Genomic DNA, 15,496 nt, shown 5'->3' with positions numbered 1-15,496 from the left:
ACCGCCCCCACCCCGACCCGGCAGCCCATGCGCGCACCGCCAGGCTCCGACCCGCCAGGAGGAAGTCAGCATGACCAGACATCACCCGCGCATCGTCGACCTCAGCGAGACCCAGCCCAACCGCAGGCGCGGAGGCGACCTGCGGGCCGTGCTCACCCCGACCTCGGTGGGCTCGACCAGCGGTTTCATGGGCCTGGCGGTGATGGCGCCGGGCGAGTCGATCGCCGAGCACTACCACCCGTACTCCGAGGAGTTCGTGTACGTGGTGGCCGGCAGCCTGGAGGTCGACCTCGACGGCGAGGCGCACCCGCTGCGCGCCGACCAGGGTCTGCTCGTACCGCTGAACATGCGCCACCGCTTCCGCAACGTCGGCGACACCGAGGCCCGGATGGTCTTCCACCTGGGCCCGCTCGCCCCGCGTCCCGAGCTGGGGCACGTCGACACCGAGGAGGCCCCGCACCCGGAGGCCTCGGGGTGGGCGGAGCGTCCGCCGGAGCGCTCGGAGGTGGTGTCGTGACGCGCCGGCGGGTGGCCGTGACGGGGGTCGGGGTCGTCGCCCCCGGCGGCATAGGCACCTCCGCCTTCTGGGACCTGCTGTCCAACGGCCGTACGGCGACCAGGGGCATCACCCTCTTCGACCCGGCCGGGTTCCGCTCCCGGATAGCCGCCGAGGTCGACTTCGACCCGGCCGCGCACGGCCTGGACGAGGACGCGGCGGCCCGGGCGGACCGGTACATCCAGTTCGCCCTGGTCGCCGCCCGCGAGGCGGTGGCCGACGCCGGCCTGGAGCTGGACGGCGAGGGCGCCTGGCGCACCGGCGTCTCGCTGGGGACGGCGGTCGGCGGCACCACCCGGCTGGAGCACGACTACGTCGCGGTCAGCCAGCGGGGCGACTGGTGGGACGTGGACCACCGGCTGTCCTCCCCGTTCCTGCACCGCGCGTTCACCCCCGCCACCCTCGCCTCGGCGGTGGCGGAGCAGACGGGGGCGCGCGGGCCCGTGCAGACGGTCTCCACGGGCTGCACGTCCGGGCTCGACGCCGTCGGGTACGCCGTGCACGCCATCCAGGAGGGCCGGATGGACGTGTGCGTGGCGGGCGCGTCGGACTCCCCGGTCTCCCCCATCACCGTGGCCTGCTTCGACGCCATCAAGGCCACCTCCGCCAACAACGACGACCCGGCGCACGCGTCGCGGCCCTTCGACGCCGACCGGGACGGCTTCGTCCTCGGCGAGGGCGGCGCCGTGCTGGTGCTGGAGGAGCTGGAGCACGCCCGGGCCCGCGGTGCCACGGTGTACTGCGAGATATCCGGGTACGCCACCTTCGGCAACGCCCACCACATGACGGGGCTGACCACCGAGGGCCTGGAGATGGCGCGCGCCATCGAGACGGCCCTGGCCCAGGCCCGGGTGCGGGCCGGTGACATCGACTACGTCAACGCGCACGGTTCCGGCACCAAGCAGAACGACCGCCACGAGACGGCGGCCGTGAAGCGGGTGCTCGGGGATCACGCGTACAAGACGCCGATGACCTCCATCAAGTCCATGGTGGGGCACTCCCTCGGCGCCATCGGGGCGATCGAGCTCGCGGCCTGCGTCCTGGCGATGACCCATCACGTGGTGCCGCCGACCGCGAACTACGAGACCCCCGACCCCGAATGCGATCTGGACTACGTGCCGCGCACCGCCCGCAGCCACACCCTGCGCAGCGTGCTGTCCGTCGGCAGCGGATTCGGCGGCTTCCAGTCCGCCGTCGTCCTGACCCAGCCCAAGGAGGTACGCGCGTGAACAGCCGTACTGCCGCTACGACGGTGGCCGTCACGGGCATCGGGGTCGTCGCGCCCAACGGGATCGGCGCGGACGCCTTCTGGAAGGCGACCCAGTCCGGTGAGAGCGTCCTCGACCGGGTGACCCGGCAGGGCTGCGAGCACCTTCCGGTGCGGATCGCCGGCGAGGTGCGGGGCTTCGATCCCGCGACGCTGGTCGAGGAGCGGTTCCTCGTACAGACCGACCGGTTCAGCCACTACGCGCTGGCCGCGGCCGATCTGGCGCTGGAGCACGCCCGCCTCGGCCGGGCCGACTACGAGGACGACCCGTACGCGGTGGGCGTCGTCACTGCGGCCGGCTCGGGCGGCGGCGAGTTCGGGCAGCGCGAGCTCCAGCGGCTGTGGGGGCAGGGCCCCCGCTACGTCGGCCCGTACCAGTCGATCGCCTGGTTCTACGCGGCCAGCACCGGCCAGATCTCCATCCGGCGCGGGTTCAAGGGCCCGTGCGGGGTCGTGGCGAGCGACGAGGCGGGCGGGCTCGACGCCTTCGCGCACGCGGCACGCGGGATCCGCCAGGGCAGCCGGGCCATGCTGGTCGGTGCGACGGAGGCCCCGCTCGCCCCGTACTCGGTGGTCTGCCAGCTCGGTTACGAGGGCCTCAGCACCTGGGACGACCCGCAGCGCGCCTACCGGCCCTTCACGGCCAAGGCGTGCGGGTTCGTACCGGCCGAGGGCGGCGCGATGTTCGTCGTCGAGGACGCGGAAGCCGCCCGGCGGCGTGGGGCGACGGTCCGGGCCCTGGTGGCCGGGCACGCCGCCACCTTCACCGGGACGCACCGGCCGGACGAGTCCGGCGAGGGCCTGGCCCACGCCATCCGCGGCGCGCTCGCGGAGGCGGGCTGCGCCCCCGAGGAGGTGGACGTGGTCTTCGCGGACGCCCTGGGCACGCCCGAGGCCGACGCGGCCGAGGCGCGGGCGATCCGCGCCGCGCTCGGCGGCCACGGCGCCAAGGTCGCGGTGACCGCGCCCAAGACCGGGACCGGGCGGGCGTACTGCGCGGCCGGCACCCTCGACACGGCCGCGGCCGTCCTGGCCCTGGAGCACGGGGTGGTGCCGCCGACCCCGAACGTCTTCGACGTCTGCCACGACCTCGACGTGGTCACCGGCAACGCCCGGGTGGCCCCCCTGCGGACCGCGCTCGTCCTGAGCCGGGGCCGGATGGGGTCGAACGCGGCACTCGTCCTGCGCGGCGGGCCCGCATCCCGCGCGTAGGGAGCGGGACCCGGTTGGCCAGGGCCGCGCGGGCTTTCGGCGCGGTCCCCGAAAGAGCGGAACAGAGAGAAGGCACCATGTCCGAACGACTGACCATCGAAGAGCTGGCGAAGCTCATGAAGACCGCCGGCATCACCGTCGACCCCACCGAGCTCGCGAGCCGCCCGGAGTCCCAGTTCGAGGACTACGGCCTCGACTCGCTGGGCCTGCTCGGCATCGTCGGCGAGCTGGAGAACCGGCGGGGCCGCTCGCTGCCCACGGACGCGGACCGCTGCAAGAGCCCCCGCGAGTTCATCGACCTCGTCAACAACAGCCTGATGACCGGAGCCTGACATGCCTGGACACACCGACAACGAGATCACCGTCAACGCGCCCGTCGACGTCGTCTGGGACGTCACGAACGACCTGCCCAACTGGCCGGAGCTGTTCAGCGAGTACGCGTCGATCGAGATCCTGGAGAAGGCCGGGAACACCACCCGGTTCCGCCTCGCCATGCACCCGGACGAGAACGGCGTGGTGTGGAGCTGGGTCTCGGAGCGGACCGTCGACCGCGCCGGCCTCACGGTGAAGGCCCGCCGGGTCGAGACCGGTCCGTTCGCCCACATGAACATCCACTGGGAGTACGGGGAGGCGCCCGGCGGCGGCACCCTGATGCGCTGGGTGCAGGACTTCGCGATGAAGCCCGACGCGCCCATCGACGACGCGGGGATGACCGACCGCATCAACCACAACTCCCGCATCCAGATGGAACTGATCCGGGACAAGATCGAACAGCGGCACCACGGCAAGCGCACCCCGGCGGCGGCCCGCCGCTGAGCCGCGGCGCCGCTCCGCCCGCCGCCCGCCGCCCGCCGCCCGCCGCCGAGCCGCGGCGCCCCGCCCCACCCGAGTCGAAAGGCAAACCCTCCCGATGCACCAAGCCCTCATCGTGGCCCGTATGGCACCCGGTTCGGCGCCCGACATCGCCGGCCTGTTCGCCGCCTCGGACGCGGGTGAGCTGCCCCACCTGGTCGGGGTCAGCCGCCGCAGTCTCTTCCAGTTCGGGGACGTGTACCTGCACCTGATCGAGTCCGAGAAGGACCCCGGCCTGGCCATCGCGCAGGTCACCGACCACCCGGAGTTCCGCGACCTGAGCGACCGGCTGTCGGCGTTCATCAGCCCGCACGACCCGCAGACCTGGCGCGGCCCCAAGGACGCCATGGCGCACCGGTTCTACCGCTGGGAGCGCGGCGCCGTCCGCTAGTCCGTACGGGTGCCCTTGCCGCCGCCGCACCGGCCGGTCGGCCTGGGCACCCACGGCCACCGCTCGTGACGGGGGGAATTCGGCAGGTAGTTTTTACATGAATACCTGACTGAATTGCCGTCAATAAGGTTGCACCTCTTATCTCGATTTGATAACGACATCTCGGAAAAGGCCTGGACCTTTCCGTAGTGACGCGCGTAACTGCCTTGTTTTTACGGGAACTTGACGGATCATCAAATCATGCTCCCAGGTAACGGATAGATTTCCCCGGCCCGGCTCCCCTTTGTCCGAATTCTCCACGGCTTCCGTCTGGCAAGCTTCCGCGCACCCACTCTCCTGACCAGGACTTGAGGTGCGCATGACAGCACGACACACCGGCGGCCGACGACGTAAACCGCGTGAACACCGACGCAGACCACGCCGCCTGATACTCCTCACCGCCGCCCTGGCCTCGGCGGCGGTGATCGCGGGCGGGATCGCCTATTCCGGCCTCGGCGCGAACGCCGAGGCGACGACCCCCGCTCTGGCCTCGGGGCCCGGCGCCCCCGCCGAACCGGCCGCCGCACCGGCCCGGGACGCGGAACCCGCCGCCCTCGCCTCCGCACCGGCGAACGAGAACGCCCGCGGCATGGTCTACGACGGACTCGCGCCCGCCCCCAAGGGCGACCGCTGCGCCGGCGTGTACCGCACGGACGCCGGACTCTGCACGCACGGCCCCGACGCGCCGCCCGGCGGTGTGGACATCAAGCGGGACGTCCAGCCCGTGGTCCGCGCCAAGGCCGCCGCGGCCGACCCCGCGGCCCCCGCCGCCTCCGACCCGGCCGCCACGGAAGGCGGCGGGCGTCCTCAGGACGCGCCCGCCGCCGACGCGCGCACCGCGGGCTCCGCCGCCGCCTCCCCGCCCGCCGCGCCGGCCGCCGGCAGCCAGGGCGTCGCGGCCGGTCCGGCCGGCCAGACCGTCCAGTGCGACGGCGACGGCACCTCCGGCAACCGCGTCCAGGTCGTCTACGCGCACGGCCCGGGCCGCGACCGGTACGCCGAGTACCTGGCCTCCTTCCGCAAGTGGGCGGCCGACGCCGACCTCATCTACGCGGCCAGCGCCAAGGAGACCGGCGGGATCCGCCACATCCGCTACGTCACGGCCGCCGACTGCACCCCGTCCGTGATCGGCATCGAGCTCCCGGACTCCGCGCTCGCGGAGTTCAGCGCCACCAACGCCGCGCTCGCCGCCAAGGGCTTCGACCGCCGCGACCGCAAGTACATGATCTTCGCGGACACCCAGATCTACTGCGGCATCGGCACGTTCAACGGCGACGAGCGGCACGGCCAGGACAACCTGAGCAACTTCGGCCCCTCCTACGGGCGCACCGACTCGGGCTGCTGGGGCGGCCACACCGCCGCGCACGAACTCGGCCACAACCTGGGCGCGGTCAACAACAGCGCCCCCAACACCAGCCGAGGCGCGCACTGCACGGACGAGTTCGACGTCATGTGCTACTCGGACACCCCGTACTACCCGCAGATGCGCAACGTGTGCACGAACCAGGCCTCCGAGAACATCCTGGACTGCAACCACGACGACTACTTCCACACCAGCCCCAAGGCGGGCAGCTACCTCGCGACCCACTGGAACATCGCCGACAACCAGTTCCTGATGCGCACCGACGGCGGCGGCACCGGGCCAACCCCGGACCCGAACCCCAGCCCGACGGCGAAGCCCACGCCCTCACCCACCAAGAAGCCGGACGGGGGACCGGCCGTGACGGCCGGTCAGATCCAGGCCGACTCCGTGGTCCTGAGCTGGCCCCGTACGGAGGGCGCCGCCTGGTACCAGGTCCTGCTGAACGGCAAGCACCTGACCTGGGTCCAGTCCACCTCCCTGCGCGTCTACCACCTCCAGCCCGGCACCGCGTACACGGCCTCCGTCTCGGTCCGGGACACCGCCGGCCGTGACAGCGGCCCCGGCAAGGCCGCGTCCTTCCGTACGACCGCCCCCGGCGGTACGACCACCACCCCGGGCACCCGCTACGTGCTCGGCAACGGCAGCAGCGGCATGTCCGCCGAGCTGTGGGACGGGCGCACCGCCGACGGCACCGTCCTGGTGGCGGGCCGGACCAACGGCTACGCGCAGCAGCAGTGGTACTTCGACGACGCCGGGAGCGGGCTGGTCCGGATCCGCTCCGCCGTCTCCGGCAAGTGCCTGCAGCCCGGCGGCGCCCCGGCCGCCGGCATGTGGGTGGCCCAGCGGCCCTGCTCGGACACGGCCGCCCAGCAGTGGCGGCTGGCCTCCCGCGACGGCGCGGTGACGGTCACCGACCCGGGCGGCGGCTTCGCCCTCACGGTGAGCGGCCGCCCCTACTACGGGAACTGGCTGCTCGACCTCCAGCGCGCGGACGGCCGTCCGGCGCAGGCCTGGACGGTCCGCAAGGCGGGCTGACCCGCCGGCCCGGAGGGCGGTCACCCCCACGGCCGCCCTCCGGGCCCAGCCGGCCCTCGGCCCACCTCGCCCCCTGCCCCCCGCCCTTTCGTCCCCCCTCCCCCGCCTCCCTCCTCCCGCCTGGAGCACCATGACGACGCGACCGCGCCTCCTCCGCCCGTCCTTCGCCGCCCTCGCCTTCACCCTGCTGCTCCTCGCGCAGGCCGTGGCCGTGGCACTGGCCGGTACCGCGCACGCCCACGGCGACACCCTGAAAGTGGTGATCACCGGTCAGCGCGGCGGCCACGTCACCGCCGACGTCACCTGGGAGAACGACGGGGACCCCGTCGAGGAGGCCGTGGCCGCCACCGTGAACGCGGTGAGCGCCGACGGCACCCGTACGGTGGGCCCCTGGCGGCTGGTCCGCGACGGCGGCGGGGCCGCCGCCTGGACGACCGCCGAAACGCTGCCGCCGGGCAGCTGGACAGTGACCGTCGACGCGGGCTTCCCCTCGCTGGGGCACGCCGAAGGGGCGCTCGCCGTCCCGGTGGTGGACCCGGCCCCGTCGGCCACTCCCCCGGCGCCGCCGGCCTCCGCTCCCCCGGCACCGGGCCCCCTGCCCGCCCGGCCCGCGTCCACCGACGGTGACGGCGGTACCGGTTCCACGGACGGCTCCGGCTCAGACGGCTCCGGTTGGTGGACGACCGCCGGGGTGGCCGGGATCGCCCTGGCCGGCGCGGCCGCCGGGGTCCTGCTGCGCCGCAGGCGGCTGCGGCGCCGCTGACGGAGTGTCGCCCGGCGCCCCGGCCCCGCGGCCCTGCATGGTGGTCCCGGCAACGGCCGGATCGTTCCACGGACAGGGCGGGAGAGGCGCATGAAGGGCACCGAGGTGATCGCGGAGGGCTTCGCACGCATCCGGGAGGTGGTCCACGAGGTGGTCGACGGACTCCCGGCGGAGCAGCTCAACGCGCGGATCGACCCGGCGGCGAACTCGATCGCGTGGCTCGTCTGGCACCTGACCCGGGTGCAGGACGACCACATCGCCGACGCCGCCGGGCTCGACCAGGTGTGGGCGGCCGGGGGCTGGGAGGAGCGCTTCGGCCTGCGGCTGCCCGCCGGCGCCACCGGGTACGGACAGAGCGCGGAGCAGGCCGGGGCCGTGCGCGTGGACTCGTACGAACTGCTGCTGGGCTACCACGACGCGGTGCACGAGCAGACCCTGGGCTTCGTGCGCGGGCTCGCGGCGGCCGACCTCGACCGGGTTGTCGACGAACGCTGGGACCCGCCGGTGACCCTCGGCGTCCGCCTCGTCAGCGTCCTGGCCGACGACCTTCAGCACGCGGGCCAGGCCGCCTACGCCCGGGGCGTGATCGAACGGCGGTAGCGGCGGCCGTAGGGTGGTGGGCTGTGACGACACCTGTGAACACCCGGTTCGGCGACGCGTTCCTGTTCGAGGCCGAACGGCACGCCGTCTGGGGCGCGGCGCAGCTGCGGACACTGACGGCCTTCCTGCCGCGGGGCGACTGGAGCGCCGACCTCGACGCCTGCCTCTACCGCCAGGGCGGCCTGGAGCTGCGGGTGTCCGTGCTGGGCACCTACGACACCTCGGCGGGGTCCTGGATGTGGGGCTGGGCCAACCCGGGGCTGCGCGGCACTCAGGTCGTCGCGCTCTCGGGCCGCGTCGGGGAGTACGGGAGCACGTACGGCATCCCGGAGTTCGCCCAGGAGGTGCTGGACCTGTCGGGCTTCGCCGACCCGCGCCGGGCCGCGGAAACGCTCGCCTTCGCTGCGATGGGAGTGGCGGGCGCGCCGGGGTACATCGGCGTGCAGGCCGGTCCGGACACGCAGTTGTACCTGCTGCCCGACGACCCGCGGGTGCCGCACGCCGCCTTCGACCCGGCGGCCCTGCCGTCCTCGCTCAGTTCGGCGGTGGGCCTGATCGGCCACTCCCCGTACGCCATGGCGGCCGGCTACTTCGAGCACTTCGGCCTGCCGCAGCGGCAGGAGCCCGGCCGGATCACCGCCGCGCTGCCGGGTGACGTCACGGCCGTGGTCGACTTCGACGAGCTGGGCCGTCTGGCGAACATCCGGGTGACGCTGAACGGCCACGCCTGAGGCGTTCCGCCGCGCGCCGGCCGGCCCGTGCGTCAGCCGGGCTCCGGCGTCAGTCGGCCGGGGGGTGGTCGGCGGCTCGGGCCTGGCCGGAGCCGGCCGACAGGTCGAGGGTGCGGACGGCCGAGGGGTCGCGCAGGGTCTCCGCCACCTCGCACGCGCCCGCGCCCGCCCGGCTGGTGACGCGGTAGCGGGTGGCCGGGGGAACGGTGAGGTCGAGGCGGCCGGCGCCGGCCCGGCCGGTGACCCTGTCCGGCGGAACCAGGAAGCGTACGTCCGCCCGCCCGGCCCCGGCGCTGACGTCGGCCTGGCGCGAGGCGAGGCCGGTGGCGCGCAGGAGTCCCGAGCCGGCGTGGGCCCGCAGCGGTCCGCGCAGTCCCTCCAGGACCAGGGATCCGGAGCCGGTGCCCGCGTCGACGGGGCCTTCCAGGCCGCTGACGGTGATCCGGCCCGAGGTGCCGGACACCTTCACCGGGATCCCGGTCGGCACGGTGACCGCGAGCCGGACGGAGCAGCCGGGCGCGTCGGCCTCGTCGAGGGTGTCGCCGGGGCAGTGCGGGGTCAGTCTGAGGGTGCCGCCGTCGCCGGGCCGGCTCTGCTCGATCTCCGGCCGTCCGGCCGCCCAGCGGACGTCGGCCCGGTAGCCGACCTCGTCGTCACCGCGCGCCGTGACGCGGACGTCGGCGGCGCCCGCCACGATCTCCACGGCGGCCACCGGCCGGCCGGCGCTGTCGCCGCGCAGCACGGCGCGCTGCCCGCTGCCGTGCGTACGGACCTGCCAGCCGGCCGACAGCAGGACCAGCACGGCGCCGAGGGCCGCGGCGCACTGCCAGGCCCGGCGGTGGGTGCGGCGGCGGACCGCGTCCGGCGCCGGGTGGCCGGCCGGACCGGTCGCCGGGCGGGGTGCCGGACCGGTCGCCGGGCGGGTCACGGGGTGCCGTCCAGGAAGCGGAGGACGGCGAGGACCCGGCGGTGTGCTTCGGCGGCCGGGGGCAGGTCGAGCTTGGTGAAGATGTTGTTGATGTGTTTGGCCACCGCGCTCTCGCCGACGACGAGGCCTTCGGCGATCCCCGCGTTGGAGCGGCCCTCCGCCATCAGCGCGAGCACCTCGCGCTCGCGCGGGGTCAGCCGCTCCAGCGGGTCCGGGCCGCCCCGGCGGAGCAGGAGCTGGGCGACGACCTGGGGGTCGAGGGCCGTCCCTCCGGCGGCCACCCGGCGCAGGGCGTCGATGAACTCCTCCACGTCGGCGACGCGTTGCTTGAGGAGGTAGCCGATGCCGGAGCCGCTCGCGGACGCCAGCAGGTCGGCGGCGTACCGTTCCTCGACGTACTGGGACAGCAACAACACCGCTGTGCCGGGGCTCTGGCTACGGATCATGAGCGCGGCCCGGACGCCCTCGTCGGTGAAGCCGGGCGGCATCCGGACGTCCACGAGCGCGAGGTGGGGGCGGTGTTCCTCCACGGCGGCCAGCAGCCCCTCGGCGTCGCCGGTCTCGGCGCACACCTCGAAGCCGGCCATTTCGAGGACTTTGACAAGGCCTATGCGCAGGAGGACGGAGTCCTCGGCGATCACAGCTCGCACGGCAGCTCCACGGTGACGACGGTCGGGCCCCCGACGGGGCTGTTGATCATTATGGTTCCGTCGACCGAGCCCACGCGTTTGCGCAGGCCCACCAGCCCGGTGCCGCCCGCGGGGTCCGCGCCGCCGACGCCGTCGTCGGTGACGACGAGGCGCAGCAGGGTTCCGCCGGCGGCGGTGACCCGGGTGACGCGTACCGAACAGCGGTCGGCGCGGGCGTGTTTGGCCACGTTGGCGAGGGCCTCGGAGACGACGAAGTAGGCGACGGCTTCGATGGTGGGGCCCGGGCGTTCGGTGAGGTCCACGGTGAGGGCGACGGGCAGCGGGGCGCGGGCGGCGATCCCGGAGAGCGCGGCGTCCAGGCCGCGGTCCTCCAGGACGGCCGGGTGCAGGCCGCGGACCAGGTCGTTGAGCTCCTCGATGGCTTCCTTCGCCTCGCGGTGGGCCTCGTCGATGACGGCCCTGGCCTCGGGCGGCAGGCCGGGGAGGGTGGCGCGGGCGATGCCGAGGTTCATGGCGAGGGAGACCAGCCGCTGCTGGGCACCGTCGTGCAGGTCGCGTTCGATGCGCCGGCGTTCGAGGTCGGCGGCGTCCAGGACGCCGGCCCGGCTCTCGGCGAGGTCCTCGACGCGGCGCTCCAGTTCGCGGGCCCGGCTGGGGCCGAGGAGGGCGGTCGCGGCGGCGGTGTCGAGCCGGGTGAGGGCCGCCGCGGCCCAGGGCGCCGCGCACAGCAACAGGCCACCGGCGACGGTGAGCACGTCGTAGCCGTTGGGCAGGAGGCCGGGCAGGCCGGGCAGGTCCCCCTGGGCGTCCGGGGGCAGCGCCCAGGACCAGGCGTACACGCTCGCGGCGGCCGCGCCGCCCGCCCAGGCGAGGACCAGGACGACCGCGCCGGCCGCGATGAGCGGGCTGACCGCGAGGTGGTAGCCGTACTGGCGCCAAGTGGACTCGGAGCGCAGCCGTTCGGCGAGTCCCCGCGCGCTGCGCCAGGGGTGCGCGTGGCGGACCGGCGGGATGTCCAGGTCGAGCAGCGAGCGGAAGCGGCTGCGCTGGAGCGCCGTCAGCAGCGGGCTGAACACCAGGGCGGCCAGCAGGGGTCGGGGGCTGTGGCCGGGGCCGGTGGCGACGAGCAGGCAGCCGAGGAGCAGGGGCAGCGCGGGCACGATGGCGGCGGCGCCGAAGACGGTGTTGCGCCGGGCCCACGCCGACCAGGGGGTGTGCGCGGCGATCCAGGTGTACGTACGCCTCAATGCGCCGGAAGTTGCCATGCCCGTACGGTAATCGGCCTGGTCAGGACGCTGCCACCACCCTGGTGCCCGGTACGGGGTGTACCTGGCACCACCCCCGGTCCGGACGGTGGCGCTACTGATCTTCGCGGCGCGCGGCACGAGGCTGGTGGGGTGCCCGGCGGACGGACCGGCGGGCCGGAAGGAGACCCGCCGCCATGTCCCCCGTCGCACCGCCCTTCCCGCTCCCGCGGCGCACCGCCCGCCTTTCGGCGGTGCTCACCGGCGCCGGGCTGGCGCTGGTGCCGTGGATGGTGGCGCTGGCGACGACGCTGCCCGCGACGGCGGAGGTGGGGAACTGGCCGGCCGCGTGGATAGGACTGGACGCGATGCTGGCCGCCGGGCTGGCCGGGACGGGGGTGCTGCTGCGCCGGGCGGACCCGCGGGTCTCGCCGGTGGCGGCGGCCACCGCGGCACTGCTCCTGGTGGACGCCTGGTTCGACGTCACCACGTCGGCGGGCACGAGCGGTCAGGGCATGGCGCTCGTGCTGGCGCTCGCGGCGGAGCTGCCGATGGCGGGGCTGTGCGCGGTGGTGGCCGCCCGGCGGCCGGCTACTCGATGACGAGCTCGACCGGGATGTTGCCGCGGGTGGCCTTGGAGTAGGGGCAGACCTCGTGGGCCCGCTTGACCAGCAGGGTGCCGGTCTCGCCCGCGAGGGACTCGGGGAGCTCGATGCGCAGGGTCACGGCGAGGCCGAAGCCGCCGCCCTCCTGGCCGATGGAGGTCTCGGCGGTGACGGAGATGTCGCCGGTCTCGACCTTCATCTGGCGGCCCACCAGACCGAGCGCGCTGGCGAAGCAGGCGGCGTAGCCGGCGGAGAAGAGCTGCTCGGGGTTGGTGCCCTGGCCGTTGCCGCCGAGCGCCGGGGGCATGGCGAGCGGGAGGTCGATCTGGCCGTCGGAGCTGACGGCGCGGCCCTCGCGGCCGTTGGCGGTGGCGACAGCGGTGTACAGCGCGTCCATCGGGAGGTCCTTTCACAGGGGCGGGACGGTCGGTGGCCGTTCCTGGTCACTAATAGACCACACAATTCAGTTGTGCACAACTCAATAGCTCGCGAGCGTGCTCCGGTACACTGGCCCGCATGACCGAGCAGCCCGCGACGACCGAGCAGCCCGCCACCGGGCACCACCCCGTGGCAGCCCTCCGCGACCAGGACTTCCTCCGCCTCGACGGGCAGATCTGCTTCGCGCTCAACGCCGCGAGCAGGGCGTTCGGCGGGCTCTACCGGGTCGTCCTCAAAGACCTCGGGCTGACCTATCCCCAGTACCTGGTGATGCTGGTTCTCTGGGAGCAGGGCACGACGCCGGTCAAGGACCTGGGCCTGCGCCTGCGGCTGGACTCCGGCACGCTCTCACCCCTGCTCAAGCGGCTGGAGGCGGCCGGCCTGATCCGGCGCGAGCGCAGCACGCTCGACGAGCGGTCCGTGCACGCGGTCCTCACCGAGGAGGGCGCCGCCCTGCGCGAGCGCGCGGTGGAGGTGCCGCGCCGGATCGCCGCGGCCACCGGCTTCGACCTGGCCGAGATCCGCGACCTCCAGGTACGCCTGGGCCGGCTCACCGCGGCGCTGGACGCCGCCGCCCCGCAGGGCTGAGACCCGGGGGGTCCGCGCGGCGGACCCTCAGGAGCTGCGCTCCATGGTGGGGCGCAGGCGTTCCAGCAGGGCGTGGAGGGTGGCGCCCTCGGTCTCGTCGAGGGTGTCCAGCGCGCCGTGCGTCGCCTGCATCTCCTCGCGGACCCGGCGGATGGTGTCGCGGCCCTCGTCGGTCGCCACGACGTTCTTGACCCGCCGGTCGGCCGCCGAGGCCTCCCGCCGCACCAGCCCGCGGGCCTCCAGGCGGTCCACGATCCCGGTGACGTTCGAGGCGTCGCAGGCCAGCAGGGTGGCGAGGCCGCGCATCGGCACGGGGCCGTCGAGCTGGGCGAGGACCTTGGCCTGCGTCGACGTGAGCCCGTGGCGGCCGGCCGCGGCGGCGAAGTCCCGCCACTGCGCGGTACCGATCGCGGCGAGCAGTTCGAGCAGCTGGAGCTTGGTGGGGCCGTGGGGGGCGGGGGCGCTCATACCTCCGGAGCGTACTCCAGGATAGTTGACATTATCAACCTTTTACTTGACCACCTTAACTATTCGCGGCTACCTTCGTCCAAGTACTTGATGACATCAAACATCTGCGTTCTGAAGCAGTAAGAAGGTCCTGCCAGCCATGAGCTCCGCCGCATCCGCCCCCACCGACGCGAAGAACAGGAACGAGACGGTCATCGTCTTCGCCCTGAGCCTCGCCGCCATGGTCGTGTCGATGATGCAGACCCTGCCCGTACCGATCCTGGGCCTGATCCGCAACGACCTCGGCACCTCCACCGCCAACGTCAGCTGGGTGACCACCGCCACCCTGCTGTCCGCCGCCGTCTTCACCCCCCTGCTCGGCCGCTTCGGCGACCAGCACGGCAAGAAGCCCACGCTGGTGGCCGTCCTCGGCGTCATGGTCGCGGGATCCGTCGTGGCGGCGCTGGCGACCTCGCTGCCGCTGCTGATCCTGGGCCGGGTGCTCCAGGGCGCGGCCACCGCGATCTTCCCGCTGGCCCTGTCCGTCCTGCGCGAGGAGGTCCGGCCGCAGAAGCTGCCCGGCGCCATGGCCCTCGTCAGCGGCACCCTCGCCTTCGGCAGCGGTCTGGCGCTGGTCGCGACCGGCCTGCTCACCTCCGGCGCCGACGCCGACTACCGCAACGCCTTCTGGATGGCCACCGGTTTCGCCACCCTGGCCCTGCTCGCCGTCGTCTTCCTGGTCCCGGCCACCCGTCACAAGACCGGCGGCCGCACCGACTTCCTCGGCGCGCTGACCCTCGGCATCGCCCTGCTGCTGCTCCTGCTGCCCATCTCCCAGGGCCACGAGTGGGGCTGGGCCTCCGCCCGCACCCTCGGCAGCTTCGCGGGCGCGGCCGTCATGACCGCCGTCTGGGTCCTGGTCGAGCGCAAGGTGCGCGAACCCCTCGTCGACATGAAGATGTTCGTCCACCGCCCGGTGCTCATGGCCAACCTGGCCGGCATCCTCGTCGGCTTCGGCATGTTCGCGAACTTCCTCGGCGTCTCCTACCTCGTGCAGATGCCGCAGAAGCTCACCGGCTACGGCTTCGACGCCTCCATCCTGCGCGCCTCCGTACAGTTCCTGCTGCCCGGCGCGATCGTCTCGCTGCTGGCCTCCCCCGTCGGCGGCCAGCTGGTCCGCCACCGCGGTCCGCGGGTCGCGCTCGCCCTCGCCGCCGGGCTCGGCGCCGTCGGCTTCGGCTGGCTGGCCCTGGACCACGGCCACACCTTCTCGGTGATCGGCGCCGGTCTCATCGTCGGCGCGGCCGTCAGCTTCGGCTACGCGGCCATGCCGGCCGTGATCATGTCCAGCGTCCCGCACCACCAGAGCGGCATCGCCAACGGCATCAACTCGATCTCCCGCTCCACGGGCAGCGCGATCGGCAGCGCCATCGTCACCACGATCCTGGCGTCCAAGACGATCGAGCACCTCCCGCCGGGCGTTCCCGCCCTGCCCGCCGAATCCGGCTTCACCCTCACCTTCGGGATCGGGGCCGCCGCCTTCGCGCTGGTCGCGCTGATCAGCTGGCTCGGCCTGCGCTCCGGCCACGGCCCGCGCGTGGCCGTGCCCGCCGCGGTCACCGTCGCCGTTCCGGCCACGGACGAGGCCGCGCCCAACGCCGCGCGGCAGGACGCGGCGAAGGCCGTGGAGACCGCCGACGCCGTCTGATTCCACTCGCCTTCCGCCGCTGCCCCCGGTCCCTCGGACCGGGGGCAGCGGCATGTCCGGGTCCCCGCAGCCCCGGGAA

Annotated in this window: 18 protein-coding genes; 13 read left to right on the top strand and 5 right to left on the bottom strand. The window is 74.0% G+C overall.

Features of this window, described 5'->3' with window-relative positions:
- The first annotated feature begins 70 nt into the window (after positions 1 to 70).
- The 10 genes from ACZ6ZT_RS05510 (at position 71) to ACZ6ZT_RS05465 (ending at position 8,809) form a co-directional block, all read left to right on the top strand.
- Positions 71 to 517, top strand: a complete 447-nt coding sequence (locus ACZ6ZT_RS05510) for a cupin domain-containing protein (protein WP_469715770.1) — start codon at positions 71 to 73, stop codon at positions 515 to 517.
- Complete coding sequence (locus tag ACZ6ZT_RS05505) at positions 514 to 1,785, top strand: beta-ketoacyl-[acyl-carrier-protein] synthase family protein (RefSeq protein WP_469715769.1); 1,272 nt, start codon at positions 514 to 516, stop codon at positions 1,783 to 1,785. Before ACZ6ZT_RS05510 ends, ACZ6ZT_RS05505 begins: the two co-directional genes overlap by 4 nt.
- Complete coding sequence (locus ACZ6ZT_RS05500; protein ID WP_469715768.1) at positions 1,782 to 3,035, top strand: beta-ketoacyl synthase N-terminal-like domain-containing protein; 1,254 nt, start codon at positions 1,782 to 1,784, stop codon at positions 3,033 to 3,035. Before ACZ6ZT_RS05505 ends, ACZ6ZT_RS05500 begins: the two co-directional genes overlap by 4 nt.
- 77 nt (positions 3,036 to 3,112) lie before the next feature.
- Positions 3,113 to 3,367, top strand: coding sequence for an acyl carrier protein (locus tag ACZ6ZT_RS05495; protein ID WP_469715767.1), 255 nt, complete (start codon positions 3,113 to 3,115; stop codon positions 3,365 to 3,367).
- Position 3,368: 1 nt separating this feature from the next.
- Complete coding sequence (locus tag ACZ6ZT_RS05490; protein ID WP_469715765.1) at positions 3,369 to 3,851, top strand: SRPBCC family protein; 483 nt, start codon at positions 3,369 to 3,371, stop codon at positions 3,849 to 3,851.
- A 94-nt stretch (positions 3,852 to 3,945) separates the two neighbouring features.
- Positions 3,946 to 4,278, top strand: a complete 333-nt coding sequence (locus ACZ6ZT_RS05485) for a TcmI family type II polyketide cyclase (RefSeq protein ID WP_469715764.1) — start codon at positions 3,946 to 3,948, stop codon at positions 4,276 to 4,278.
- 358 nt (positions 4,279 to 4,636) lie between these two features.
- Positions 4,637 to 6,715 carry an RICIN domain-containing protein gene (locus ACZ6ZT_RS05480; protein ID WP_469715762.1) on the top strand — a complete coding sequence of 693 codons (2,079 nt, stop codon included), beginning with the start codon at positions 4,637 to 4,639 and terminating at the stop codon, positions 6,713 to 6,715.
- 130 nt (positions 6,716 to 6,845) lie between these two features.
- The gene (locus tag ACZ6ZT_RS05475) at positions 6,846 to 7,478 is read left to right on the top strand and encodes a hypothetical protein (RefSeq protein WP_469715760.1); all 633 of its coding nucleotides are present in this window, start codon (positions 6,846 to 6,848) and stop codon (positions 7,476 to 7,478) included.
- A 90-nt stretch (positions 7,479 to 7,568) separates the two neighbouring features.
- Complete coding sequence (locus ACZ6ZT_RS05470) at positions 7,569 to 8,078, top strand: mycothiol transferase (RefSeq protein WP_469715758.1); 510 nt, start codon at positions 7,569 to 7,571, stop codon at positions 8,076 to 8,078.
- A 23-nt stretch (positions 8,079 to 8,101) separates the two neighbouring features.
- Positions 8,102 to 8,809, top strand: coding sequence for a DUF6882 domain-containing protein (locus tag ACZ6ZT_RS05465; RefSeq protein WP_469715756.1), 708 nt, complete (start codon positions 8,102 to 8,104; stop codon positions 8,807 to 8,809).
- Between the two features lie 49 nt (positions 8,810 to 8,858).
- Here ACZ6ZT_RS05465 and ACZ6ZT_RS05460 read toward each other — a convergent pair whose 3' ends face one another.
- Genes ACZ6ZT_RS05460 through ACZ6ZT_RS05450 form a run of 3 tightly spaced genes read right to left on the bottom strand, consistent with a single transcriptional unit; the run spans position 8,859 to position 11,652 of the window.
- Entirely contained in the window at positions 8,859 to 9,737 is an 879-nt protein-coding gene (locus ACZ6ZT_RS05460; RefSeq protein WP_469715755.1) for a DUF4097 family beta strand repeat-containing protein, read from the bottom strand.
- On the bottom strand, positions 9,734 to 10,387 hold the full coding sequence (locus ACZ6ZT_RS05455; RefSeq protein ID WP_469715753.1) for a response regulator transcription factor: 654 nt from the start codon (positions 10,385 to 10,387) through the stop codon (positions 9,734 to 9,736). Before ACZ6ZT_RS05455 ends, ACZ6ZT_RS05460 begins: the two co-directional genes overlap by 4 nt.
- The gene (locus tag ACZ6ZT_RS05450; protein ID WP_469715752.1) at positions 10,375 to 11,652 is read right to left on the bottom strand and encodes a sensor histidine kinase; all 1,278 of its coding nucleotides are present in this window, start codon (positions 11,650 to 11,652) and stop codon (positions 10,375 to 10,377) included. Before ACZ6ZT_RS05450 ends, ACZ6ZT_RS05455 begins: the two co-directional genes overlap by 13 nt.
- Before the next feature lie 176 nt (positions 11,653 to 11,828).
- Between ACZ6ZT_RS05450 and ACZ6ZT_RS05445 the strand changes: the two genes are divergently transcribed.
- Entirely contained in the window at positions 11,829 to 12,233 is a 405-nt protein-coding gene (locus tag ACZ6ZT_RS05445; protein ID WP_469715750.1) for an LPXTG cell wall anchor domain-containing protein, read from the top strand.
- On the opposite strand, the gene ACZ6ZT_RS05440 is transcribed toward ACZ6ZT_RS05445, so the two are convergent.
- Positions 12,223 to 12,633 carry an organic hydroperoxide resistance protein gene (locus tag ACZ6ZT_RS05440; RefSeq protein WP_469715749.1) on the bottom strand — a complete coding sequence of 137 codons (411 nt, stop codon included), beginning with the start codon at positions 12,631 to 12,633 and terminating at the stop codon, positions 12,223 to 12,225. The genes ACZ6ZT_RS05445 and ACZ6ZT_RS05440 overlap by 11 nt on opposite strands.
- A gap of 119 nt (positions 12,634 to 12,752) precedes the next feature.
- Between ACZ6ZT_RS05440 and ACZ6ZT_RS05435 the strand changes: the two genes are divergently transcribed.
- Complete coding sequence (locus ACZ6ZT_RS05435) at positions 12,753 to 13,262, top strand: MarR family winged helix-turn-helix transcriptional regulator (RefSeq protein WP_469715747.1); 510 nt, start codon at positions 12,753 to 12,755, stop codon at positions 13,260 to 13,262.
- 27 nt (positions 13,263 to 13,289) lie between these two features.
- Here ACZ6ZT_RS05435 and ACZ6ZT_RS05430 read toward each other — a convergent pair whose 3' ends face one another.
- On the bottom strand, positions 13,290 to 13,730 hold the full coding sequence (locus ACZ6ZT_RS05430) for a MarR family winged helix-turn-helix transcriptional regulator (protein WP_469715745.1): 441 nt from the start codon (positions 13,728 to 13,730) through the stop codon (positions 13,290 to 13,292).
- A 139-nt stretch (positions 13,731 to 13,869) separates the two neighbouring features.
- On the opposite strand from ACZ6ZT_RS05430, the gene ACZ6ZT_RS05425 reads away from it, so the two are divergent.
- Positions 13,870 to 15,417: an MFS transporter gene (locus ACZ6ZT_RS05425; RefSeq protein WP_469715744.1), complete on the top strand. Its 1,548-nt coding sequence runs from the start codon at positions 13,870 to 13,872 to the stop codon at positions 15,415 to 15,417.
- The last annotated feature ends 79 nt before the right edge of the window (positions 15,418 to 15,496 follow it).

This window comes from Streptomyces sp. NPDC102258 (assembly GCF_055584685.1).
The sequence above is the reverse complement of the archived record's forward strand: the minus strand, read 5'-3'. Positions and strand labels throughout refer to the sequence as shown.